General features: G+C 72.1%; 18 protein-coding genes. 14 read left to right on the top strand and 4 right to left on the bottom strand.

Annotation, left to right across the window (positions count from 1 at the left end; genetic code table 11):
• The first annotated feature begins 416 nt into the window (after positions 1-416).
• Positions 417-1,661: an ATP-binding protein gene (locus U8525_RS29995; protein WP_374270123.1), complete on the top strand. Its 1,245-nt coding sequence runs from the start codon at positions 417-419 to the stop codon at positions 1,659-1,661.
• Positions 1,662-1,730: 69 nt separating this feature from the next.
• A complete protein-coding gene (locus U8525_RS29990) occupies positions 1,731-2,528 on the top strand; it encodes an ABC transporter ATP-binding protein (protein WP_374270122.1) in 798 nt (265 codons plus the stop codon).
• A 73-nt stretch (positions 2,529-2,601) separates the two neighbouring features.
• Here the strand turns inward: U8525_RS29990 and U8525_RS29985 are convergent, their stop codons facing one another.
• Positions 2,602-3,519: a lysostaphin resistance A-like protein gene (locus U8525_RS29985; protein WP_374270121.1), complete on the bottom strand. Its 918-nt coding sequence runs from the start codon at positions 3,517-3,519 to the stop codon at positions 2,602-2,604.
• A gap of 193 nt (positions 3,520-3,712) precedes the next feature.
• Between U8525_RS29985 and hflX the strand changes: the two genes are divergently transcribed.
• Positions 3,713-5,170 carry a GTPase HflX gene (gene hflX / locus U8525_RS29980; protein WP_374270120.1) on the top strand — a complete coding sequence of 486 codons (1,458 nt, stop codon included), beginning with the start codon at positions 3,713-3,715 and terminating at the stop codon, positions 5,168-5,170.
• 3 nt (positions 5,171-5,173) lie between these two features.
• On the opposite strand, the gene U8525_RS29975 is transcribed toward hflX, so the two are convergent.
• Together U8525_RS29975 and U8525_RS29970 are read right to left on the bottom strand one after the other, a co-directional pair.
• On the bottom strand, positions 5,174-5,983 hold the full coding sequence (locus U8525_RS29975) for a hypothetical protein (protein ID WP_374270119.1): 810 nt from the start codon (positions 5,981-5,983) through the stop codon (positions 5,174-5,176).
• A gap of 532 nt (positions 5,984-6,515) precedes the next feature.
• Positions 6,516-8,225 carry a R3H domain-containing nucleic acid-binding protein gene (locus U8525_RS29970; RefSeq protein WP_374270118.1) on the bottom strand — a complete coding sequence of 570 codons (1,710 nt, stop codon included), beginning with the start codon at positions 8,223-8,225 and terminating at the stop codon, positions 6,516-6,518.
• Between the two features lie 396 nt (positions 8,226-8,621).
• Between U8525_RS29970 and U8525_RS29965 the strand changes: the two genes are divergently transcribed.
• Entirely contained in the window at positions 8,622-9,077 is a 456-nt protein-coding gene (locus U8525_RS29965; protein WP_374270117.1) for a response regulator, read from the top strand.
• Here the strand turns inward: U8525_RS29965 and U8525_RS29960 are convergent.
• Positions 9,011-9,589: an N-acetyltransferase family protein gene (locus U8525_RS29960; protein ID WP_374270116.1), complete on the bottom strand. Its 579-nt coding sequence runs from the start codon at positions 9,587-9,589 to the stop codon at positions 9,011-9,013. The two genes, U8525_RS29965 and U8525_RS29960, sit on opposite strands and share 67 nt — an antisense overlap.
• 134 nt (positions 9,590-9,723) lie before the next feature.
• Here U8525_RS29960 and U8525_RS29955 point away from each other — a divergent pair, with 134 nt between their 5' ends.
• From U8525_RS29955 to U8525_RS29910, 10 genes are all read left to right on the top strand, one after another.
• Positions 9,724-11,034: a DUF2185 domain-containing protein gene (locus U8525_RS29955; protein WP_374270115.1), complete on the top strand. Its 1,311-nt coding sequence runs from the start codon at positions 9,724-9,726 to the stop codon at positions 11,032-11,034.
• 81 nt (positions 11,035-11,115) lie between these two features.
• Positions 11,116-11,826, top strand: coding sequence for a class I SAM-dependent methyltransferase (locus tag U8525_RS29950; protein ID WP_374270114.1), 711 nt, complete (start codon positions 11,116-11,118; stop codon positions 11,824-11,826).
• Between the two features lie 133 nt (positions 11,827-11,959).
• A complete protein-coding gene (locus U8525_RS29945) occupies positions 11,960-12,313 on the top strand; it encodes a hypothetical protein (protein WP_374270113.1) in 354 nt (117 codons plus the stop codon).
• A 411-nt stretch (positions 12,314-12,724) separates the two neighbouring features.
• Positions 12,725-13,813, top strand: coding sequence for an outer membrane beta-barrel protein (locus U8525_RS29940; RefSeq protein ID WP_374270112.1), 1,089 nt, complete (start codon positions 12,725-12,727; stop codon positions 13,811-13,813).
• Between the two features lie 117 nt (positions 13,814-13,930).
• On the top strand, positions 13,931-14,020 hold the full coding sequence (kdpF, locus tag U8525_RS29935) for a K(+)-transporting ATPase subunit F (protein ID WP_207054042.1): 90 nt from the start codon (positions 13,931-13,933) through the stop codon (positions 14,018-14,020).
• A gap of 9 nt (positions 14,021-14,029) precedes the next feature.
• The gene (kdpA, locus tag U8525_RS29930) at positions 14,030-15,748 is read left to right on the top strand and encodes a potassium-transporting ATPase subunit KdpA (protein ID WP_374270111.1); all 1,719 of its coding nucleotides are present in this window, start codon (positions 14,030-14,032) and stop codon (positions 15,746-15,748) included.
• Between the two features lie 2 nt (positions 15,749-15,750).
• Entirely contained in the window at positions 15,751-17,811 is a 2,061-nt protein-coding gene (gene kdpB / locus U8525_RS29925; protein ID WP_374270110.1) for a potassium-transporting ATPase subunit KdpB, read from the top strand.
• Positions 17,812-17,837: 26 nt separating this feature from the next.
• Entirely contained in the window at positions 17,838-18,461 is a 624-nt protein-coding gene (kdpC, locus tag U8525_RS29920; RefSeq protein WP_374270109.1) for a potassium-transporting ATPase subunit KdpC, read from the top strand.
• Between the two features lies 1 nt (position 18,462).
• On the top strand, positions 18,463-19,626 hold the full coding sequence (locus tag U8525_RS29915) for a sensor protein KdpD (protein WP_374270108.1): 1,164 nt from the start codon (positions 18,463-18,465) through the stop codon (positions 19,624-19,626).
• Entirely contained in the window at positions 19,623-21,458 is a 1,836-nt protein-coding gene (locus U8525_RS29910) for an ATP-binding protein (protein ID WP_374270107.1), read from the top strand. Before U8525_RS29915 ends, U8525_RS29910 begins: the two co-directional genes overlap by 4 nt.
• Positions 21,459-21,467: the final 9 nt, after the last annotated feature.

Below are 21,467 nucleotides of genomic sequence, written 5' to 3'. Positions count from 1 at the left end.
ACACCGGTCGAGGGCGCCAATCTCAGTCCCGAGGACGTAGCCCCAAGGCGAACACGGCGACCCTCTCCCGGTACCTTCCGGCCCCGCTCTATACCGGAACCGTCAGGCTGGTGGAGTTCATACAAGGCTCAGGGCGCGGCACCCGCGCGCCGCGCCCGAGGTCCGCCGCTTCGCGGACCTGGAGACGCGCTGCCCCACTGGAGCGGCCGGGCACGCCAGAGGGCCTCGCCGCGCCCGGCGCGCTCCTCGCGGGCCCGGAGGGTGGGTGGCGCCACGGCCAGATGCTCCGCGCCAGCGGCGGCAGGGTGTGGGTGCTTGAGTCCCGGGCGGGGGAGCGGGCGTCGTCCACGGCGCGCTGACCGGGGGAGTCCCCCGGCGCGGTGGCTCCGGGCGGCGGGCGTCCCCACTGTTGGCGCATGGGCGACGCGAAGGCAGGACCGGACGGGGGGGCCTGGGCGGAGCTGCGGCTGCGGGCGCTGGAGCAGCTGCTGGCGCACCCCGCCGCGGAGCTGCGGCCCACGCTGGACTTCGCGGGGCAGCTCATCTCGGAGCTGCTGAACGCGGACAAGGTGGACGTCTTCGTCATCGACCATGGCACCCAGTGCCTGGTCGCGCTGGGCGCGAGCGACACGCCCATGGCCCGCATGGAGAAGTCGCTGGGGCTGGACCGGCTCCAGCTGGCCAACGGCGGCCGCGCCGTCCAGGTGTACGAGACGGAGCAGCCGTTCAGCTCCGGCCGCCTGATGGACGACCCGGAGGAGCTGCCGGGGATCAAGCACCGGCTGGGGGTGCGCTCCGTCCTGATGGTCCCCCTGCCCATCGGGATGGAGGTCCGCGGCGTCGTCAACGTCGCGTCGGCGCGCGAGGACTTCTTCACCGAGCACGACCTGCGCTTCCTCCAGGCGATGGCGCGCTGCGTGGGCATGATGGTCCACCGGGTGGAGCTGGTGCAGGAGCTGACGAAGCTGGCCGTGAAGCAGGCGCGCCGCAAGGCCGCCGAGGAGCTCATCACCGTGCTCGCGCACGACATGGCCAACCACCTGCGGCCCCTGGAGGCCCGCCTCCTGCTCATCCAGCGGCGGGCGGAGCGGCAGCAGGACGTGGAGGACCACCGGGACGCGGAGGGCGCGACCCAGTCGCTGCGCTCCCTCACCCGGCTCATCAACGACCTGCTGGACGTGGGGCGGCTGGACCAGGGGCTCTTCAGCCTGCGTCTCCAGTGGGTGGACCTGGCGGGGCTGGCACGGGAGCTTGCCGCCACCGCGACCACGCCGGAGCGCCCGGTGCGTGTGGAGGGGCCCGAGGAGCTGGTGGCGGTGGCGGACCCCGCCCGCGTGCGGCAGGTGCTGGAGAACCTGGTGGCGAACGCGCACAGGTACTCGCCGCCGGGGCGGCCCGTGGACGTGGCGCTGCGAACGCGGCCGCGTCCGGAGGGGGAGTGGGTGGAGGTGACGGTGTGCGACCAGGGGACGGGCATCCCGGCCGAGCAGCTGCCCACGCTCTTCGAGCGCTTCGCGCGGGGGGCGGGCTCCTCGGGCCTGGGGCTGGGGTTGTTCCTCTCGCGGCGCATCGCGGAGGCGCATGGCGGCACGCTGGAGGTGGTCTCCACGTCGAGGACCGGCACGTGCTTCGGCCTGTCGCTGCCGGTGGTGGCGGGATAGGCGGGCAGGCACCGCCGCATGGCGGGAGGCCTCGCGTGGCGGGAGGGCTCGCACTAGGGTGCCGGGGCGATGAGTGACGCGAGCCAGGCGCCGGCGCCGAAGCTGACCCTCGAGGTGCGGGACCTGCACAAGTCGTTTGGCGGGCAGGCGGCGCTGCGGGGCGTGGACCTGGTGGTGCCGGAGGGCACGACCTGCGTGCTGATGGGCGTGTCGGGTTCGGGCAAGACGGTGCTGATGAAGCACATCATGGGCCTGATGCGGCCGGACCGGGGCGTGGTGCTGGTGGAGGGCGCGGAGGTGGCGAAGATGAACGAGCCCGAGCTCAACCAGATGCGCCGCAAGCTGGGCATCCTCTTCCAGGCGAACGCGCTGTTCGACTCGCAGAACGTCTTCGACAACGTGGCGTTCCCGCTGCGCGAGCGCACGAAGATGTCCGAGCCGGACATCACGAAGACGGTGAACGAGACGCTGGAGAAGGTGGGGCTGTCGCACGCGGCGACGCGCTTCCCGGGAGAGCTGTCCGGCGGCATGCAGAAGCGCGTGGGCTTCGCGCGCGCGACCATCCTCCAGCCGAAGATCCTCCTCTACGACGACCCCACGGCGGGCCTGGATCCGCTCACCACGGCGGCGGTGAACGAGATCATCACCACGGGCAAGCAGCAGCTGGGCGCCACGTCGCTGGTGATCACGCCGGACGTGGCGTCCGCCTTCGGCATGGCGGACAACCTGGCGCTGATGCACGAGGGGCGCGTGGTGGAGTACGGCCCGCCGGACCACTTCCGTCAGTCGCAGCATCCGGAGGTGAAGGCCTTCCTGCGCAACTGGCTGCGGCGGCGCTCCGCGCAGACCCAGGCGCCCCAGGCCTGACGCGAGCGCGTGCGTGGGGTTCCTCGACTAAGTCGCTGCAAGAACCAATCGATGGGTCATGCCGCTCCTCACCTCAGAGGGGCGGCAGCTTCTCCAGCAGGCCGGAGCGCGACAGCCAGAGCATCAGCGCGAAGCTGATGGTGTTGAAGGCGGCGTGGGCCACGATGAGCGGCAGCAGCCGCCCCCGGTACCAGAGGACGAAGCCGAACCAGGCGCCCATCACGAACGTCTGGAAGACGGCCAGCGTGCCCTCGTAGAAGTGCCCCACGGAGAAGAGCGCCGCCGCGCCCAGCACCGCCGGCACCCAGCCTCCCAGCACCACCTTCAGCCGGGGCACCAGGAAGCCCCGGAAGACGAACTCCTCGAAGCCCGTCACCACCACCATGATGGCCGCGAAGGCCGGGATGCCCAGCCCCGTGTCCAGCAGCGCCGCCGCCACGCCCTTGCGCGCCGCCAGCTCCTGGCCCGCCAGCTTCAACGCCACCGCGACCGCCGCCAGCGGCACGGACGCCGCCAGGTGCACCGCGTACGTCCCCACCAGCACCCCCCCGCCCAGCAGCAGCTCGCGCGCCCAGCCCTCGCGCACCAGCCCCACCTGCGCGGGACCCTGGCCGTCGCGCCACAACAGCACCGCCACCAGCAGGCACATGCCCAGCGCCCGGACCACCAGCGGCGCCATGGACAGCGAGAAGCCCTTCGCCATCTCCGCGTCCGACGCCACCCACGCGCCCGCGCCCGCGCCCGACAGCGCCACCACCAGGCCCAGCACGCCCCACCACGCGCCCCGGCGCGAGGACTCCCAGGGCCGCAGGAGCATCAGCCCCCACGCCAGCAGCGCCAGCTCCACGGCCACGGCGGCGCCCCGGCCCAGCCGGGCCACCGACGACGGACCCAGCACCGCGAAGAACACGAACGCGGCCTCTGCCAGCGCCTGGCGCTTTGGAGGGGCGTTCTCCAGCAGGACGGCGACATCACCACGCAGGGGCGTCATGGGGTCTCGGCGGGCATCGGAGTGGACGCGCTTCTTCGCATGCCTACCGTCGCACGAACGCGTGCCCCGGTCCTCTCCGTCGCGAGCGTCGAGCAGCGGCTGGCCACCCGCCGCCCCCCTGGAGCCCGAGCAGGGCCCGCGAACGAGCCCACCCGCCCGCTCATCCGGGCGCCCGACGTGTTACGAGCCAGGCATGGCGAAAACCCTTCCCGAGCGCCCGCGCGCCGTCCTCGTCGGTGTCCAGCTTCCCGGGGTGACGGACGAGGCGCATGCCGCGGACCTCGCGGAGCTGAAGCGGCTGGTGCACACGCTGGGCTTCGACGCGGTGGCGACCGTGTCCCAGCGCCGCCAGCGGCTGGCCACCGGCACGGTGCTCGGCTCCGGAAAGCTCAAGGAGCTGGCCGCGCTCACCGGCGGCTCGGGCGTCATTCCCTCGGGCGCCCAAGGCAAGACATCGAAGGCCCGGGAGAAGTGGGAGGCCGAAGCCGGGGCCGAGGACGACGCCCTCGACGCCCCGAGCGCTCCCGGTGACGCGGACGCGGAGGCCGCGCCCGACGAGGCCGACGACGACCTCCCGGACGCGGACATGGCGCTGGACGCGGACTCGGCGCCCACCGCCATCGAGCCCGGCCCCAGGCCCACGGCGGTGGTCGTGGACCACGAGCTGTCCCCCAGCCAGCTGCGCAACCTGGAGCGCGCCACGGGCGTGCAGGTGCTGGACCGCGCGGGCGTCATCGTGGACATCTTCCACCGGCACGCCAAGAGCCACGAGGCGCGCATGCAGGTGGAGATCGCCCGGCTCAACTACCTGGCCCCGCGCCTGCGCGAAGCCCCAGGCGGCCGCGAGCGCCAGCAGGGCCGAGGCTCCGGTGACTCCGCGCTGGAGCTGGACCGCCGCCGCATCCGCGACCGGCTGGCGGAGCTGCGCGAGGGGCTGGCCGCCATCCAGAAGGACCAGGACCAGCGCCGCTACGCGCGCCGCGACCAGCTGCGCGTGGCGCTGGTGGGCTACACGAACGCGGGCAAGTCGTCGCTGATGCGCGCGCTGACGGGCAGCGCGGTGCTGGTGGCGGATCAGCTCTTCGCCACGCTCGACACGACGGTGCGCGCGATGCAGCCGGAGACCCGGCCGCGCATCCTCGTCTCGGACACGGTGGGCTTCATCCAGAAGCTGCCGCACGACCTGGTGGCGTCCTTCCGCTCCACGCTGGACGAGGCGCTGGAGGCCTCACTGCTGCTCTACGTGGTGGACGCGTCCGACCCCACCTGGGCCGCGCAGCTGGAGGTCACCCGCACGGTGCTCCGCGAGATTGGCGCGGACGTCGTGCCGGGCAAGCTGCTCTTCAACAAGGTGGACCGGCTGGACGCGGCGGCCCAGGACGCGCTCCGGGCCGAGCACCCCGAAGCCATCTTCCTGTCCGCGCACCGGCCGGACGACGTGGCCCTGCTGCGCCGGGAGATCATCGCCTTCTTCGAGGCCTCCATGGTGGAGGCGGACCTGGTGATCCCCTACGCGCGGCAGGCCCGCATCGGCGAGGTGTACGAGCACACCACCGTGGTCTCCCAGGCCTATGACGAGACGGGCAGCCGGCTGCGCGTGCGCGGGCTGCCGGGCGCCATCGCCCGGCTCACCCGGTCCTTCCAGGAGTAGGCCTCAGCGCACGACGGGCACGGTCACCGGGTCCTTGTCGTCCAAGGTGACCTCCACCTTGCCCACGCGCCACAGCACGGGCTGGAACGCGAGGCCCAGGCGGTGCCCGTTCGCGGTCTCCACGAGGGCCGTGCCTTCCTTGGGCAGGTAGTTGCCCACCTCGTAGAGCAGCGACGTGAGCGTGATGCGGTCCGTGCCGTTCGGTCCCGTCAGCTCGCCCGGACCGTCGAACACGAGCGTCGTGCCGCCGATGATGGGCAGCCCGTCGCGTTTGCCCACGCTGCTGTTGATGTGAAAGGTGTGCTCCTCGCGGCCCGGCACCTGGCCCTCGACGTCCGCGAACAGGCGCGTCTCGTCCGAGCAGGTGCCGTAGCCGACCTTGGCCTGGAGCGCCCGTCCGTCCACGGCCAGCTCGCGCAGGTCCGCGCTCATCTCCATCAGGTCCTCGCCGCCGCGGTACGCCAGCACCGCGCGCCCGGTGAAGCGCAGGCCGTGCACGTCACAGCCGCTGGAGGGGAAGGACACGACGACGGCGTCGGTGACGGCGTCCACGGCCTCCACGCGGGCGGTCGCGCAGGCCACCGTGGAGGACAGCCCCTCCACGGCGTGGTTCAGGAACGAGCGCCGGGGCTCGCCGCACGTATAGACGGGCATCAGGCCCAGCAGCTCCAGCGCGCCGCGCACCTGGTGCGTGGAGGCCGCGAGGCGCTCCACGCGGGCCGTCGCGTCGTCGATCTCCTCCTTCGTGGGCAGGTTGTCCCCGCAGGCGGTGGTGGCAAGGGCGGCGAGGGCAAGGCAGGCGATGCGGCGCATGAAGGGCTCCGGAAAGACGGGTGCGGCTCCCCCGCGCCATCGCGAGGGACCGTGCCCAGGGCCTTCAGCAACCGTCATGCCCCTCTCAACCCCGCGAATCCCCAGGGAAAGGGGCGCCCATGACCCCAGCCTGCGTGTGCAGCACGCTGCGCACTGAAGGGCGGCCCTGTCCGGGCCCGACCGTTCCAAACCTGTCCGACAGTCGGACAGGTTCGCAGGAGCCGCCTCCGACCGGACCGTTCCAAACCTGTCCGACAGTCGGACAGGTTCGCAGGAGCCGCCTCCGACCGGACCAGTCCAGACCTGTCCGACAGTCGGACCGGTTCAGGCTGTCTGCCTCGCACCGGCCATGCTCCAACCCTGTCCGACAGTCGGGCCGGTTCGTGCGAGCCACCTTCCTCCCAGCACCGGGCCCAGCCCTGTCCGACAGTCGGGCCGGTTCGTGCGAGCCACCTTCCTCCCAGCACCGGGCCCAACCCTGTCCGACAGTCGGACCGGTTCGCGCGGTCCGCCTCCGGAGGAGGAGGCGGGCTCAGGTCCGAGAGGGTTCGGAGTCGCCTTCTGCCGGAGCAGGGGCTTCCGGATCCGCGCCCTCGTCATCACCCAGCGCTTCGTCCGCGGACAGCGCATCCTCTTCCAGGTCGTCATCCTCCAGCGCTGGCGCGTCCACGTCCTCCGGCGCGCTGTCGGACACCTCTGGCAGGACGGTGCCCAGCGGGTAGATGACCAGGTGGCGCAGGGGCTCGCTGCCCACGCTCACGGCCTCCAGGTGGTTCTTGACGACCAGGGTGTGCTGCAGCTTCCGCAGGCGCGACGGGCGCGGCGCGAGCGGCAGGTGGATGCCCTCCTCGAGCACCCGCCGGATGCCCTCCTCCGCGTCCGCGACCGCGGCGTGCACGTCCGCGGGATCCACGCCCTCCAGCAGGTGGAACTCCGTGCGCAGCGCGCGGCGGATCTCCGTGGCGCTGTTGCGCTTGATGGCCAGCACCCGCGCGCCCACGCGCTCCGCCGCGCGTCGCAGGCGAGGAGAGTTCGCGCGGCTCCGCAGCGTGAGCACCACCTCCGCGTTCTCCGGTCGGCCCACCACCACGGCCTCCACCGGCAGGTCCCGCAGCACGCGCTCCAGCAGCTCGCGGCTCACCGAGTGCGCGGCGATGCGCGTGAGGCCGGGACGGGGCGCTCCCAGCGCGGGCGTCCCCCGGGGCACGTGGCCTCCCGGCGGAGTGGCCTCCACCACCTCCGGCGCGGCCTCCACGTGCACGGCGCCGCCCTGCTGCCGCCGCTTCTCACCGCCCACCTCCGCGCCCGTGAGCAGCCGGTCCACCGCGCCGCCCGTGTCGCGGTGCACGCGCACCTCGTCGCGGCTCACCATCTCCACCACGATGTCGAACGTGGGCGTGCCCTTGCGCTCCGTGATGGTCTTCTGCGTGCCCCGGCGCCGGGCCTCGTCGTCGCTCAGCGTGACGGTCTGCACGCCGCCCACCAGGTCGGACAGCGTGGGGTTCAACACCAGGTTCTCCAGCGTGTTGCCGTGCGCCGTGGCCACCAACTGCACGCCGCGCTCCGCGATGGTGCGCGCGGCGGCGGCCTCCGCGGCGGTGCCGATCTCGTCCACCACGATGGCCTCGGGCATGTGGTTCTCCACCGCCTCGATCATCACGTCGTGCTGGCGGTCCGGCCGGCTCACCTGCATGCGCCGCGCGCCGCCGATGCCCGGGTGCGGGATGTCCCCGTCGCCGCCAATCTCGTTGGACGTGTCCACCACCATCACGCGCTTGCCCAGCGTGTCCGCGAGCACGCGCGCCACCTCGCGCAGCTTCGTCGTCTTGCCCACGCCGGGCCGCCCGAGCAGCAGCAGGTTGCGCCCGGACTCCACCAGGTCGCGCAGCATGTCGATGGTGCCCTGGATGGCGCGCCCCACGCGAAGCGTGAGCCCCACCACGCGGCCCTGACGGTTGCGGATGACCGAGACGCGGTGGAGCGTGCGCTCGATGCCCGCGCGGTTGTCGCCGCCCACCTCGCCCACGCGGGAGAGCACCGCCTGGAGCGCCTCCTGCTCCACCGGCGCCTCCGCCAGCCGCGCCACGCCGTGCACCAGCCGCGCCTCCGGAGCCCGCCCCAGGTCCATCACCACTTCCAGCAGCTCCGCCTGGGGCAGCGTCCGCACCGCCGCCTGGAGCGGCGGAGGCAGGACCGCCACCAGCAGATCGAAGTCAGGGTCGACAGGGGTTCCCGAAGCCATCCCCCAAAGCTGCCTCGGCCTGCGCACCCGCGCACGGCTTTGCGTGAAGCCCCCGAGCGCCCTCCATCACCCCGGGGGCCAGACGCCGAACGAGCGCCGTAATGTCCGGTTTCCCACGCTTCTGGAGGCCCCAGGTTTTCACTGTGCGTAACTCGCACAGGTCGGAGTTGCCCCAGTGAGCAGAGGTGCGGTGGGCTGTCTTCGCGTGCCATGGAAACCCGACATTCGTACTCGGAGTACAGGTCTCCCAGGTCTTCAGGCCTAGGGGCATTGTGCACGAATACAGTTATGACGTATATTGCACAGCATACCTGGACGTAATGCACTTCAGACCTTTCCCCCGAGGTGCTGAAAGGCGGAGACGCGATGGCAGAAGGCAAGTTGAAGGCGCTTGTGGTGGATGATGACCCACTCGTGCTGGAGCTGGTGGAGCGGTCCATCAGCCGCTACGGCTTCGATGTGGTCACGACGCGCGCGGCGCTGGGTGTGGCCAACCTGCTGCGGACCGAGCAGCCGGACATCGTGCTCCTGGACGTGAACATCCCCGCGCTGAGCGGCGATCGCATCCTGGGCGTGGTGCGTCAGTTCGCGGGTCCGGACACGCTGTTCATCCTGTACTCGTCCATGGACGAGTCGCGGCTGCGCGAGCTGGTGCGCGCGTCCGGCGCGGACGGCTACATCCCCAAGGGCGTCACGGGGCCGGAGCTGGCGCTGAAGCTGTCCGGCATGCACCACAAGCGGATGGCGAACCGGCCGACGCCCGCGGTGAGCGTGGACAGCGTGCTTCAGCGCGACGTGGCCGCGCCCCAGTCCCAGAGCACCACGGCCCAGGTGTCGCTGGCGTCGCGGTAGGTGTGGACGGTCTCGAACCCGACCCGCGCGTGCGCGCGCAGGGAGCGGGGGTTGCGCACCGAGACCTCGGTCACGACGCAGTCGAAGCGTGAGCGAAGCTGTTCGCGGTGCTGGTGGTAGAGCGCGTCGAACAGGCCCTTCCCCCGGTGGGCCTTGTCCACGCACACCTGCCCCATCACGTAGAAGCGCTGGTCCTTGAGCGGCCGGCCCCGGTGTTCGAGCCCCTCCAGGAGCGCGAACATCGGCTCCAGGATGGGGAGCCACGGGCGGCACTCGCGGGGCATCACCAGCGCGTAAGCCACCACCTCGGAGCCCAGCACGGCCACGATGCTGGGGCTGAGCGCGTGCATGCGCTCCAGCGTGGGCAGGTCATGCTGGACGGTGACGAAGCCCTGGGCCTGCTGCTCCGCTGGGGGCAGCGCGGGCGCGAGGTTGCGGCGCTGGAGGGCGAGCACCTGCTCCAGCTCCTCGCGGGACTGCACGGGCCTCACGACATAGGGATGGGACGGCATGGCGCGAGAGCATAGGCCCGCGCCATGCCTCGGGGCGTCAGCGTTCGAGGCCACCCCGCCCGGGCGGGGGCCTGGCCGGCAGCTCGTCATGAGGCACGTCGCGAGGGGGCGCCCGGTCGCGTAGGGTCCTGTCCATGGCGCGAACCGCGAAGACACCGAAGCCCGTGGCGTTGGGAGACATCGACCTGCCGGAGGGGGTGTTGCTCATCCTGGACCCCGGCCTGGGGCGCTTCTGGCGGCACGACGCGGAGCCGGCGTCGCCCCGGAAGAAGGACCCGCCGGCGCATGACCTGCGCATCACCGGGCCGGACGCGGACGCGGCGGGCCGGGCCTACGACCGGGAGTTCGACCCGCGCTTCCTCTTCGACCGGGCGGATCCGGCGGACGCGGCGGCGCACTTCGCGTCGTTCGCCCGGGAGCGGGGCTTCGACGCGCGCGCGGAGGTGTTGTCGGCGCGGCTCCCGCACACGGAGCGGGCGCGGCTCGCGCTGGAGCATGGAAAGGGATTGGGGGTCGTGAAGTACAACGGCCTGTGGGCGGTGGTGGCGGGGGACCTGCCCGTGGGCCGGGGGGTGAAGGTGCTGGGAGTGCCCATGCCGCCGGGAGAGTTCGGCGGGCGTTGGCGGTCCATCGACATCGTCGTGGACGAGCAGGCGGAGGTGGTCCGGTCGGAGCAGGTGGCCGGGGTGATGGTGGACCACGGTCAGTTGTTGTTCACCGGGCTGGGCCCGATGGGACGGTTCCGCATGTGGGAGCCGGAGGACGGGCTGGCGGATTATGTGTTTCACGGCCCGGACGCGCGGGGGCTCGCGAAGGAGCTGGGCGCGAGCGACCTGGGCGACGGGCTGTATGGGTGGAAGGACCTGCCCATGGAGCGGGTGGGGGAGAAGGCCACGCCGCTGCAGGAGCGCATCGAGCAGGAAGGGCTCGCGGTGGGCGTGGACTACCGGCCGCACTGCAACCTGGAGAAGCTGAACGCCGCGTTGCGCGCCAGCGAGGAGGACGCGGCCTCGCTCGTGCTCGACGGCGCGCGCGTGGTGGGGTGTGGAAACCGCTGGGGGGACGGCATCTTCACGGTGAGCCGGCACCTGGACGCGGAAGGGCGGACGGTGCGCGTCCGGGTGGAGCTGGGCACGGAGGAGCGGCAGCAGCTGATACGGCGCCTCCGGCTGCGTCAGCGCAAGGCGCTCGTCACGCGTTACATCGCGGAGGGTGGGGAGCCCATCCGCTTCGCGGAGCGCTCGAAGCCCGCGGCGGAGGAGGACAGCGGCTGGCTCTTCACCTCGGGCCTGGAGACCGAGGAGTACATGAAGGACAGGGCCAACGCGGTCATCGTCCCGCTGCGGTCGTTGCTGGGGCGGTGCAAGGAATTGGACGCCATCCTGGACGCGCCGGTCGGCGCGGTGTTCCGGCGCGAGGGGGACGGGTTCGTGCCGGAGGCGTAGGCCGCCGTCGAAAGATCCGCTGATTCCGTCTGAATCCCCGCTCTGTCCTTCAGCGAGGGGCGGACGCATCTTCCGGGCATCATGACCCACGCCCCTTCCGCGCATGCAGCGGTGCATGGCTTTGGCGCTGACCGCGCGCCGCACTACGACGCCCAGGCGGCGGTGAACCTCGCCGGCTACCAGGCGGCCTACGAGCTGGGCGTCAGTGCCCTGGCCGCCCACCTGGACGGTCAGGACACGGCGTCCCTGCTCCACGTGGGCCTGGGCACGGGCGCGGAGCTGCTGCCCTATCACCGCTTCAACGTGCCGGGCTGGCGCTTCACTGGCGTGGAGCCCTCCGGGGCGATGCTGGAGGTCGCGCGCAAGCGCCTGGAGGCGGAAGGGCTGCTGGCGCGCACGCACCTGCACGAAGGCGAGCTGCGCACGTTGCCGCAGGGTCCACGGTTCGACGGCGCGCAGCTGATGGGCGTGCTGCACCACGTGGAGGGCGAGGAGGCGCGTGTCGAATTGCTGCGGGAGGTCGCGAGGAGGCTGAAGCCCGGAGCGCCCCTGGTGCTGGGATGCCGCATCGGCCAGGACCCCGAGCTGACGAACGTGGAGTCCTGTCGGCTGAGGGCGTACGGCGTGACGCCGGAGAAGCTGGAGGCGCGGCGTCAGGCCATGGCGAAGATGCAGCCCATCGCGTCCGACGCCGCCCTGTTCGAGCTGTTCGAGCGGGCAGGCTTCGTGGCGCCGAAGCCGCTCTTCGTCTCGCTCCAGTACAAGGTCTTCCTCGCGCATCGCGCGGAGTGAGCCGCCAGGGATTCGAGGCTCCATCAGAATTCCGAGGCCGCCTCCTGCCGCCAAGCGCGCGAAATCCCTGCGACGCTCCCCTGGTCCACGCCTTGCTCCGGGCATGAGGCTTCACGTCTCCCAAGGAGCCACGATGCGCTGGATGCGGATGCTGGGCGGTTGTCTGACGGTGATGACCCTCGCGGCCTGTGGGTCGAACGACGCAGGAGGGCAGGGGCGGCTGAAGCTGCGGGAGGGGCAGTCGCTGGACCTGGCGCAGGAGTGCGGCGTGGACCTGCCCCCGTGTCCCCAGAACCTGTCCTGCCTCGTGCTCAAGCTGGACGGCGTGTCGAAGGCCCGCTGCGTGGATGATTCCAGGGTCTGCACCGAGCTCGTGTCCTGCACGGGAGGCACCGAGTGCGCCATCCTGGACTCGTACCCCGGGCAGGTCGCCTGCTCGGGCAGGTGCACCTCGGACTGCGACTCGTCCGTGTCCCACAGTCCGTGAGTGGGTGGGCTGGGGCAGGTGGTTGATGGCCGTGGTCCAGAACAGCGAACGCCAGGACCTTCCTTGTTCCATCCACCAATCCTTTCTCCCGGGAGGATTGCGCTGATGAAGACAGCCATGTGCGCGGCGTGGCTGTCACCCATCCGTTCGAAGCGCCAGCGGGGAGCTTGCTGGAGGGGCACTCACGCCTCGTCAGCATGGGATGCGCTCGCTCCGCCGGTACGGATGCACGCCCACCACCTCCGCCCTCCACTGTAACGCCGCCGCCTCCTTTCACCTCGCAGGGGTGCGCGAAGCCGGTTCGTGCACATTGCAAGCCGGGCGGGAGGAGGGCCCCCGCAACCCCTCGGAACGCCTGGGCCTGACGGAGGCCGTCTCCGGTACGGCGGATGCTCATGGAGGGAGCCCGGTATGGCTCCCGACCTCGCTCCCCACCTGCTTCACCTGCTGCTGACCCAGGCCTCGCCCGAGGTGACCTCGCTGCTCTCCCGACTCCAGGTCGAGGGCGGCGTGGACGCCTGCTACGCCTACAACCTCAACCGCCCCGACAGCGGCGTGAGCTTCCTGCCGGGCACCGGCACCACCGCCCGGCGGCACGACGAGCTCACCGTCAACCTGGCGTCGCTGGGCGTGAACCTGGCGCCGGAGCCCGTGGGCTTCCGCGTCCTGCTCGGCTTCGGCACCGGCATCGACGTGCTGCACCGCGCGGAGCCCGAGGCGGACGCCACCGGCCCGGACGTCTGGCGCTACGTGCAGCAGGCCTCGCTGTCCTTCGCGCGCGGCCCGCTCACCCTGGAGGCGGGCATCTACCCCAGCCACATCGGCTTCGAGTCCTTCCAATCCCAGCTCAACTGGACCTACACCCGCTCGTGGATGGGCGAGCTCTCGCCCTATTACCAGACAGGCCTCAAGGGCACCTGGCGCTTCGATGCGCGCTGGAGCGCGCAGCTCCACCTGCTCAATGGCTGGCAGACCATCGGGGACAACAACGGCGGCAAGGCCCTGGGCACCCAGGTCGCCTACGCGAGCGACCGGCTGGGCGTGTCCCTCAACACCTTCGTGGGCAACGAGGGCTCCGACGACACGGAGGCCCTGCGCCTGTTCGCGGACACCGTCGTCACCCTGAAGGCCACCGACGCCGTGAGCATCGCCGTCACCGCGGACGTGGGCCGGCAGGCCCGCCCGGGGACCTCAGCCGCCCTCTGGTACGCGGCGGGCGCCAACGTGCGCGTCCAGGTCGCGGCGCCCGTGGCCGTGACCGCGCGCGCGGAGGTGTACCGCGACCGGGAGGGCCTGCTCAGCGGCACCGCGCAGACCCTGTCCGAGGGCACGCTCACCCTGGAAGTGAAGCCCGCTGAACACCTCGTCCTCAAGGCCGAGGCCCGCCACGACCACTCGACCCAGAACGTCTTCGACGGTCCGGCGCGCGGCGGAGGGCAGCCACCCCTCCCGCGCCAACACCAGACCCTGGTCGCGGTCGGCGCGGTCGCCGCCTTCTGAACCCCGAAGTGGAGCTTTCACCCATGGACCTCGTCCTCATCCTGGTGACCATCGGTTTCTTCGCGCTCTGCGCGGCCTACACCCACGGCTGCGAGCGCCTGTGAGGAGTCCCCCGTCATGACCTTCGAATACGTCGCTGGCATCGCGCTCGCGGTGCTGCTGTCCGCCTATCTCGTCTACGCCCTGCTCCAGCCCGAGCGCTTCTAGGACTCCGCCATGACCCTCATCGGCTGGCTCCAGACCCTGTTGTTCTTCGTGCTCGTCCTCGCGCTCACGAAGCCCGTGGGTCGCTACCTCTTCCGCGTCTTCGAGGCCGACACCCAACCCCTGCCTCGCGTGCTCGGGCCCATCGAGCGGGCCCTGCTGCGCCTGTGCGGCGTGAGCCGCGAGCAGGAGCAGACGTGGGTCCAGTACACCGCCTCCCTGCTTGCCTTCAGCCTGCTCGGCGCGCTGGGCGTCTACGCGCTCCAGCGGCTCCAGCACGTGCTCCCGTTCAACCCCCAGGGGCTGCCCGCCGTGGGCCCGGAGCTCGCCTTCAACACCGCCGCCAGCTTCACCGCCAACACCAACTGGCAGTCCTACGCGGGCGAATCCACCATGAGCTACGCCACCCAGATGCTGGGGCTGACGTGGCAGAACTTCACGTCCGCGGCCGCGGGCCTGGGCGTCGCGCTCGCCCTGGCGCGCGGCCTCACCCGCCGCGCGGGCCCGGAGGGCCGCAAGACGCTGGGCAACTTCTGGGTGGACCTGGTGCGAGGCACCCTCTACGTGCTCGTGCCCCTGAGCTTCGTCGCCGCCCTGTTCCTCGTGTCCCAGGGCGTGCTCCAGAGCCTGGCGCCGTACCACCAGGTCTCCACCCTGGAGGGCGCGAAGCAGACGCTCGCCTTCGGCCCCGTGGCCTCGCAGGAGGCCATCAAGCTGCTGGGCACCAACGGCGGCGGCTTCTTCAACGCCAACAGCGCCCACCCCTTCGAAAACCCCACGCCGCTCACCAACCTCGTTCAATTGCTGCTCATCTTCGCGCTGCCCGCGGGCCTCACGTACACCTACGGGAAGATGACCGGCGACACGAAGCAGGGCTGGGCCCTCTTCGCCGCCATGTCCGTCCTCTTCTTCGCCGGCGCCGCCGTGAGCTACGCCGCCGAGTCCCAGCCCAACCCCGCGCTCGCCCCCGCGAGCGTCGCCCAGGTCGGGAACCTGGAGGGCAAGGAGACGCGCTTCGGCGTCGCGGCCTCCGCGCTGTTCGCCACCGTCACCACCGACGCGTCGTGCGGCGCGGTCAACGCCATGCATGACAGCTTCACGCCGCTGGGCGGCCTGGTGCCCCTGGTCAACATGCAGCTGGGCGAGGTCATCTTCGGCGGCGTCGGCGCGGGCCTCTACGGCATCCTCGTGATGGCGGTGCTCGCCGTGTTCATCGCGGGCCTGATGGTGGGCCGCACCCCGGAGTTCCTCGGCAAGAAGATCGAAGCGCGAGAGATGAAGCTCGCCATGCTCTACGTGCTCATCTTCCCGCTGGTCATCCTGGGCCTGTCCGCCGTGGCGGCCGTGATCCCGCAGGGCACGTCGTCCCTCAACAACGCGGGCCCCCACGGCCTGTCGGAGCTGCTCTACGCGTTCACCAGCGGCGTGGCCAACAACGGCAGCGCCTTCGCGGGCCTCAACGCCAACACCCCGTTCTGGAACATCAGCCTGGGCATGGCCATGCTCGCTGGCCGCTTCCTGATGATGGTGCCGGTGCTGGCGCTCGCGGGGTCGCTGGTGGGCAAGAGGGTCGTGGCCCCCGGGCCGGGCACCTTCCCCACCCAGGGCGCCCTCTTCACCGGCCTGCTCGTGAGCGTCGTCGTCATCGTGGGCGCGCTGACGTTCTTCCCCGTCCTGTCCCTGGGCCCCGTCGTCGAGCACTTCCTCGGCGCGGCCGGAAAGGTGTTCTGACCATGGCCTCCGCCAACCAGCAGGCGTCGCTGCTCGACCCGGCGCTGCTCAAGCCCGCCGTCTGGGAGAGCCTCAAGAAGCTCCACCCCCGCGACGTGGCCCGCAACCCGGTGATGTTCGTGGTGTGGGCCGGCAGCCTCCTCACCACCGTGTTCGTCCTCAAGGACCTGGTGGTCCGCCAGCCGGACAGCGCGCCCATGTGGTTCACCGTGTCGGTGATGCTGTGGCTGTGGTTCACCGTCCTCTTCGCCAACTTCGCGGAGGCCGTGGCGGAGGGGCGCGGCAAGGCCCAGGCGAGCGCGCTGCGCCGCATGCGCCAGGACACCCAGGCCCGCCGCCTCACCGACGACGGCCGCGAGGAGCGCGTGGGCGCCCCCGCCCTGCGCAAGGGCGACCGCGTGGTCTGCGAGGTCGGCGACGTCATCCCCGGCGACGGGGAGGTCATCGAGGGCATCGCCAGCGTGGACGAGTCCGCCGTCACCGGCGAGTCCGCCCCCGTCATCCGCGAGTCCGGCGGCGACCGCTCGGCCGTCACCGGCGGCACCAAGGTGCTGTCCGACCGCATCGTCATCCGCATCGGCGTGGACCCCGGCGAGTCATTCCTCGACCGGATGATCGGCCTGGTGGAGGGCGCGGCGCGCAAGAAGACGCCCAACGAGATCGCCCTGCACATCCTGCTGGTGGGCCTGACGCTGGTGTTCCTGCTGGCGTGCGTGACGCTGGTGCCCGTGGCGCTGTACTCCGGCGTGCCGCTGTCCGGCACGGCGGTGGTGGCGCTGCTGGTGTGCCTCATCCCCACGACCATCGGCGGCCTCCTGAGCGCCATCGGCATCGCCGGCATGGACCGGCTGCTGCGCAAGAACGTGCTCGCGCTCAGCGGGCGCGCGGTGGAGGCGGCGGGGGACGTGGACACGCTGCTGCTCGACAAGACGGGCACCATCACCCTGGGCAACCGCATGGCCTCGGAGCTGCTGCCCATGCCGGGCGTGCGCGTGGAGGAGCTGGCGGAGGCCGCGCAGCTCGCGAGCCTCGCGGACGAGACCCCGGAGGGCCGCTCCGTCGTCACGCTGGTCAAGGACACGTACAAGCTGCGTCCGCGCGAGCTGCGCGCGCACCAGGCCACCTTCGTCCCCTTCACCGCGCAGACGCGCATGAGCGGCTGCGACCTGGTGGATCCGCGCCCGCGCGGCATCCGCAAGGGCGCGGTGGACGCCATCGTCCGCCACGTGCAGGCGCAGGGCGGCGCGGTGCCGGAGGCGCTGACGCAGGTGGCGGGTCGCATCGGCGACATGGGCGGCACGCCGCTCGCCGTGGCGGACGGCGCGCGGGTGCTGGGCATCATCCACCTGAAGGACGTGGTGAAGGGCGGCATCAAGGAGCGCTTCGACCGCTTCCGCGCCATGGGCATCCGCACGGTGATGATCACCGGCGACAACCCGCGCACCGCGGCGGCCATCGCGCGGGAGGCCGGCGTGGACGACTTCCTCGCGGAGGCCACCCCGGAGGCCAAGCTCGCGCTCATCCGCGCGGAGCAGGGCAAGGGCAAGCTCGTGGCCATGACGGGCGACGGCACCAACGACGCGCCCGCGCTGGCCCAGGCGGACGTGGGCGTGGCGATGAACACCGGCACCCAGGCCGCGAAGGAGGCCGGCAACATGGTGGACCTGGACTCCAACCCCACCAAGCTCTTGGAGGTGGTGGAGGTGGGCAAGCAGTTGCTGATGACGCGCGGCACGCTGACGACCTTCTCCATCGCCAACGACGTGGCGAAGTACTTCGCCATCCTCCCGGCGCTGTTCATGGGCGTCTTCCCGCAGATCGCCCCGCTCAACGTGATGGGGCTGAGGTCGCCCTTCAGCGCCATCCTGTCCGCCGTCATCTTCAACGCGCTCATCATCGTGGCGCTCATCCCGCTGGCGCTGAGGGGCGTGCGCTACCGCCCGCTGGGCGCGGCGGCCCTCCTGCGCCGCAGCCTGCTGCTCTACGGCGTGGGCGGCGTCATCGTCCCGTTCGTGGGCATCAAGGTCATCGACGTGGTGCTCACCACCGTGGGCCTGGCGTGAGCCCGCGAGAAAGGAACCCGGACACCATGGTCTCCGTGCTCTTCACCGCCCTGCGCGCCAGCGTCGTCACGCTGGTCCTCACGGGCGCGCTGTACCCCCTGGCCGTCACCGGCGTGGCGCAGGTGCTGTTCCCCCATGAAGCCAACGGGTCGCTGGCGCGGGATGGCCGGGGCCGCGAGGTGGGCAGCGAGCTCATCGGGCAGGGCTTCACGCGGCCCGACTACTTCCAGCCGCGCCCGTCAGCGGCGGGTGCGGGCTGGGACGGGGCGGCCTCGGGTGGGAGCAACCTGGGCCCCACCTCCCAGAAGCTCCGCGACCGCGCCGTGGCGGAGGCGGACCGGCTGCGCAAGGAGAACCCGGACGCCCCCGGGCCCGTGCCCGGCGAGCTGGTCTCCACGACGGGCTCCGGCCTGGATCCCCACGTGTCGCCGGAGGCGGCGCTGTGGCAGGTGCCCCGCGTGGCCAGGGCGCGCGGCGTGGAGCCGGCGCGGCTGGAGGCGCTGGTGCAAGCGCGCGTGGAGGGCCGCACGCTCGGCGTGCTGGGCGAGCCCCGGATCAATGTGCTGATGTTGAACCTGGCGATGGACCGCCAGCTCGGCGCCCCCGCCCCCACGCCCGCGGAGGCCGTGGAGCCAGGCCCGAGGCCCTGACATGACGACGCGGCGCCCGCGCGCGGAGGACTTCCTGGAGCTGGTGGAGCGCGGCCGCCGCGGCCGGCTGAAGCTCTACATCGGCTTCGCGGCGGGCGTGGGCAAGACGTTCCGCATGCTGGAGGAGGCGCACGCGCTGAAGGCGCGCGGCGTGGACGTGGTGCTGGGCTTCATCGAGACCCACGGCCGTCCGGAGACGGAGGCCCTGGTCGAGGGCCTGGAGGTCGTGCCCCGCCAGCGCATCACGTACCGCGACGTCACCGTGGAGGAGCTGGACCTGGACGCCATCCTCGCGCGCAAGCCGCAGGTGGCCGTCGTGGACGAGCTGGCCCACACCAACGCGCCGGTGTGCCGCCACCGCAAGCGCTACCAGGACGTGCAGGAGCTGCTGGCCGCGGGCATCAACGTCATTGGCGCCTTCAACGTGCAGCACCTGGAGAGCCTCAACGACCTGGTGGAGCGCAACACCGGCGTCACCGTGCGGGAGACGCTGCCGGACAGCTTCCTCAAGACGGCGGACCAGGTGGTGAACCTGGACCTCGCGGTGGAGGACCTGCACGAGCGGCTCAGGGCGGGGAAGATCTACGCGCCGGACAAGGTGCCGCACGCGCTGGAGCGCTTCTTCACCGGCGACAACCTCTCCACCCTGCGCGAGCTGGCCCTGCGCGAGGTGGCGGAGAGCCTGGACCGGGCCACCGCGGGCCGGCAGGCCCTGGCGGGCGAGGACGCCTCCCAGAAGGGCGGCGCGTGGGGCCGGGTGCTGGTGGCCCTCTCCAGCCACCCGCCCCGCGCGGCGACGCTGCTGCGCCGGGGCTCGCGCATGGCGGGCCGGCTCAACACGGACTGGTTCGTGGTGTACGTGGAGACGCCGCGCGAGGCGCCGAACCTCATCGACGCGGAGGCGCAGCGGCACCTGCTGATGAACATCGAGAAGGCGAAGGAGCTGGGCGCGGAGGTGGTGCGCCTGCGCTCCCGCGACCCGGTGGCGGCGCTGCTGGACTTCGCTCGCGCGCACGGCGTGGGGCACATCATCGTCGGCCGCTCCCACCAGGCGAGGTGGCGCCAGCGGCTGGGGCTGACCGCGGACGCGCGCCTCCTGAGGGAAGGGGAGGGCTTCGACATCCACGTCGTGTCCTTCGAGTCCCACGAGGAGAAGCGCCCATGACGCTGCGCTCGCGGCTGCTGCTGGCCCAGGCGCCGCTGGTGCTGGCGCTGCTCTTCCTGGGCGCCACGGCCGTCATCACCCTGGCGCGCGTGGGCCGCGCCGGCCAGCGGGTGCTGGAGGACAACTACCGCAGCGTGCTCGCCACCCAGCGCATCACGGAGCAACTGGAGCGCATGGACAGCGCGGCGCTGTTCATCATCGCGGGTGAGCGCGAGCGGGGCCTCGCCCAGCAGGCCGCGCAGCGCCCCTCGCTGGAGGCGGAGCTGGGCGTCCAGCAGCACAACATCACCGAGCCCGGCGAGGCGGAGGCCACGCGGCGGCTGCGCACCGCGTGGACGAAGTACCGCGAGGAGTTCGAGGTCTTCCTCCAGGCGCGTGACGCGGAGGCCGCGCGCACGCGCTACTTCGAATCACTCGCCCCGGCCTTCCAGGAGGCGAAGGCCGCGGCGTCGTCCGTCCTCGCGCTGAACCAGGACGCGATGGTGCGCAAGAACGACCGGCTGCGCCAGCAGAGCGGGCAGGTGAACACGCTGATGGTGCTGGCCGTGGTGGCGGCGCTGGGCTTCGGCCTGTTCTTCACCACGTCGCTGGTGCAGCGCGCGCTGCGCCCGGTGTCCGTGCTGTCGCAGGCGGTGCGCCGCCTGGGGCAGGGCGACGTGGAGGCGCGCGCGGTGGTGGAGGGGCGGGATGAAATCGCCCAGCTCGCGCGGGACTTCAACACCATGGCGGAGCGGCTGGGGCAGTACCGCAAGAGCAGCCTGGGCGAGCTGCTCCAGGCGCAGGCGGTGTCCCAGGCGGCCATCGACAGCCTGCCCGACCCCGTGCTGGTGCTGGGCGCGGACGGCGGGCTGCTCAACGTGAACGCGGCGGCGGAGGAGGTGCTGCGCCTGCGGCTGGACGCGGGCGGGGACGCGCTGGCCCGCGTGGAGCCGGAGGTGCGCGCCGTGCTGGAGCGCGTGCGCGCGCACGTCGTGGGCGGGAGGGGCGCGTACCAGCCCCGGGGCTACGAGGAGGCCGTGCGGGTGGAGGCGTCGCCCGAGGGCGGCCGGTGGCTCCTGCCGCGCGGCAGCCCGGTGCACGGGGAGACGGGGGACGTGGTGGGCGCCACGCTCATCCTCCAGGACGTGACGCGGCTGCGTCGCTTCGACGAGCTGAAGAACGACCTGGTGGCCACGGTGGCGCACGAGTTCCGCACGCCGCTCACGTCGCTGCGCATGGCCATCCACCTGATGGCCGAGGGCGTCGTGGGGCAGGTGACGGAGAAGCAGGCGGACCTGCTCTTCGCGGCGCGCGAGGACTGCGAGCGGTTGCAGGGCATCGTGGACGACCTGCTGGACCTGTCGCGCATCCAGGCCGGGCGGCTCCAGCTGGACGTGCGGGAGGTGCGCGCGGAGGCGCTGGTGGAGCAGGCGCTGGCCGCGCAGCGCGCGCTGGCGGAGGACCGGGGCGTGCGCCTGTCGCGATTCCTCTCGCCGGACCTGGAGACGGTGCGCGTGGATCCGGACCGGCTGCAGCTGGTGCTGGGCAACCTGGTGGGCAACGGCGTGAAGCACACGCCGCGCGGCGGCGAGGTGGCCGTGCGCGTGTCGCGCGAAGGCACCCACGCGCGCTTCGAGGTGCGCGACACCGGCGAGGGCATCCCCGCCCAGGAGCAGGCGCGCATCTTCGAGAGGTTCTACCGGGCCCCGGGCGCGCCGACGGGAGGCGCGGGGCTGGGGCTGTCCATCGCGCGCGACATCGTCCAGGCCCACGGCGGCGAGCTGGGCGTGGTGAGCGCGCCCGGACAGGGCAGCACGTTCTGGTTCACGCTGCCGCAGCCCGAGCAGGGCTGAAGGCCCGCG

The sequence above is a fragment of the Corallococcus sp. RDP092CA genome, from assembly GCF_041903675.1.
Taxonomy (GTDB): Bacteria; Myxococcota; Myxococcia; order Myxococcales; family Myxococcaceae; genus Corallococcus.
The sequence above is the reverse complement of the archived record's forward strand: the minus strand, read 5'-3'. Positions and strand labels throughout refer to the sequence as shown.

What these genes read in the sequence shown, in the direction of transcription:
- U8525_RS29915 (WP_374270108.1), top strand. Translation starts at nt 18,463, where the DNA reads ATGACGACGCGGCGCCCGCGCGCGGAGGACTTCCTGGAGCTGGTGGAG.
- U8525_RS29950 (WP_374270114.1), top strand. Translation starts at nt 11,116, where the DNA reads ATGACCCACGCCCCTTCCGCGCATGCAGCGGTGCATGGCTTTGGCGCT.
- U8525_RS29990 (WP_374270122.1), top strand. Translation starts at nt 1,731, where the DNA reads ATGAGTGACGCGAGCCAGGCGCCGGCGCCGAAGCTGACCCTCGAGGTG.
- hflX (WP_374270120.1), top strand. Translation starts at nt 3,713, where the DNA reads ATGGCGAAAACCCTTCCCGAGCGCCCGCGCGCCGTCCTCGTCGGTGTC.
- kdpF (WP_207054042.1), top strand. Translation starts at nt 13,931, where the DNA reads ATGACCTTCGAATACGTCGCTGGCATCGCGCTCGCGGTGCTGCTGTCC.
- U8525_RS29940 (WP_374270112.1), top strand. Translation starts at nt 12,725, where the DNA reads ATGGCTCCCGACCTCGCTCCCCACCTGCTTCACCTGCTGCTGACCCAG.
- U8525_RS29970 (WP_374270118.1), bottom strand. Translation starts at nt 8,225, where the DNA reads ATGGCTTCGGGAACCCCTGTCGACCCTGACTTCGATCTGCTGGTGGCG.
- U8525_RS29945 (WP_374270113.1), top strand. Translation starts at nt 11,960, where the DNA reads ATGCGCTGGATGCGGATGCTGGGCGGTTGTCTGACGGTGATGACCCTC.
- U8525_RS29955 (WP_374270115.1), top strand. Translation starts at nt 9,724, where the DNA reads ATGGCGCGAACCGCGAAGACACCGAAGCCCGTGGCGTTGGGAGACATC.
- U8525_RS29975 (WP_374270119.1), bottom strand. Translation starts at nt 5,983, where the DNA reads ATGCGCCGCATCGCCTGCCTTGCCCTCGCCGCCCTTGCCACCACCGCC.
- U8525_RS29995 (WP_374270123.1), top strand. Translation starts at nt 417, where the DNA reads ATGGGCGACGCGAAGGCAGGACCGGACGGGGGGGCCTGGGCGGAGCTG.
- U8525_RS29910 (WP_374270107.1), top strand. Translation starts at nt 19,623, where the DNA reads ATGACGCTGCGCTCGCGGCTGCTGCTGGCCCAGGCGCCGCTGGTGCTG.
- kdpA (WP_374270111.1), top strand. Translation starts at nt 14,030, where the DNA reads ATGACCCTCATCGGCTGGCTCCAGACCCTGTTGTTCTTCGTGCTCGTC.
- kdpC (WP_374270109.1), top strand. Translation starts at nt 17,838, where the DNA reads ATGGTCTCCGTGCTCTTCACCGCCCTGCGCGCCAGCGTCGTCACGCTG.
- kdpB (WP_374270110.1), top strand. Translation starts at nt 15,751, where the DNA reads ATGGCCTCCGCCAACCAGCAGGCGTCGCTGCTCGACCCGGCGCTGCTC.
- U8525_RS29985 (WP_374270121.1), bottom strand. Translation starts at nt 3,519, where the DNA reads ATGACGCCCCTGCGTGGTGATGTCGCCGTCCTGCTGGAGAACGCCCCT.
- U8525_RS29960 (WP_374270116.1), bottom strand. Translation starts at nt 9,589, where the DNA reads ATGCCGTCCCATCCCTATGTCGTGAGGCCCGTGCAGTCCCGCGAGGAG.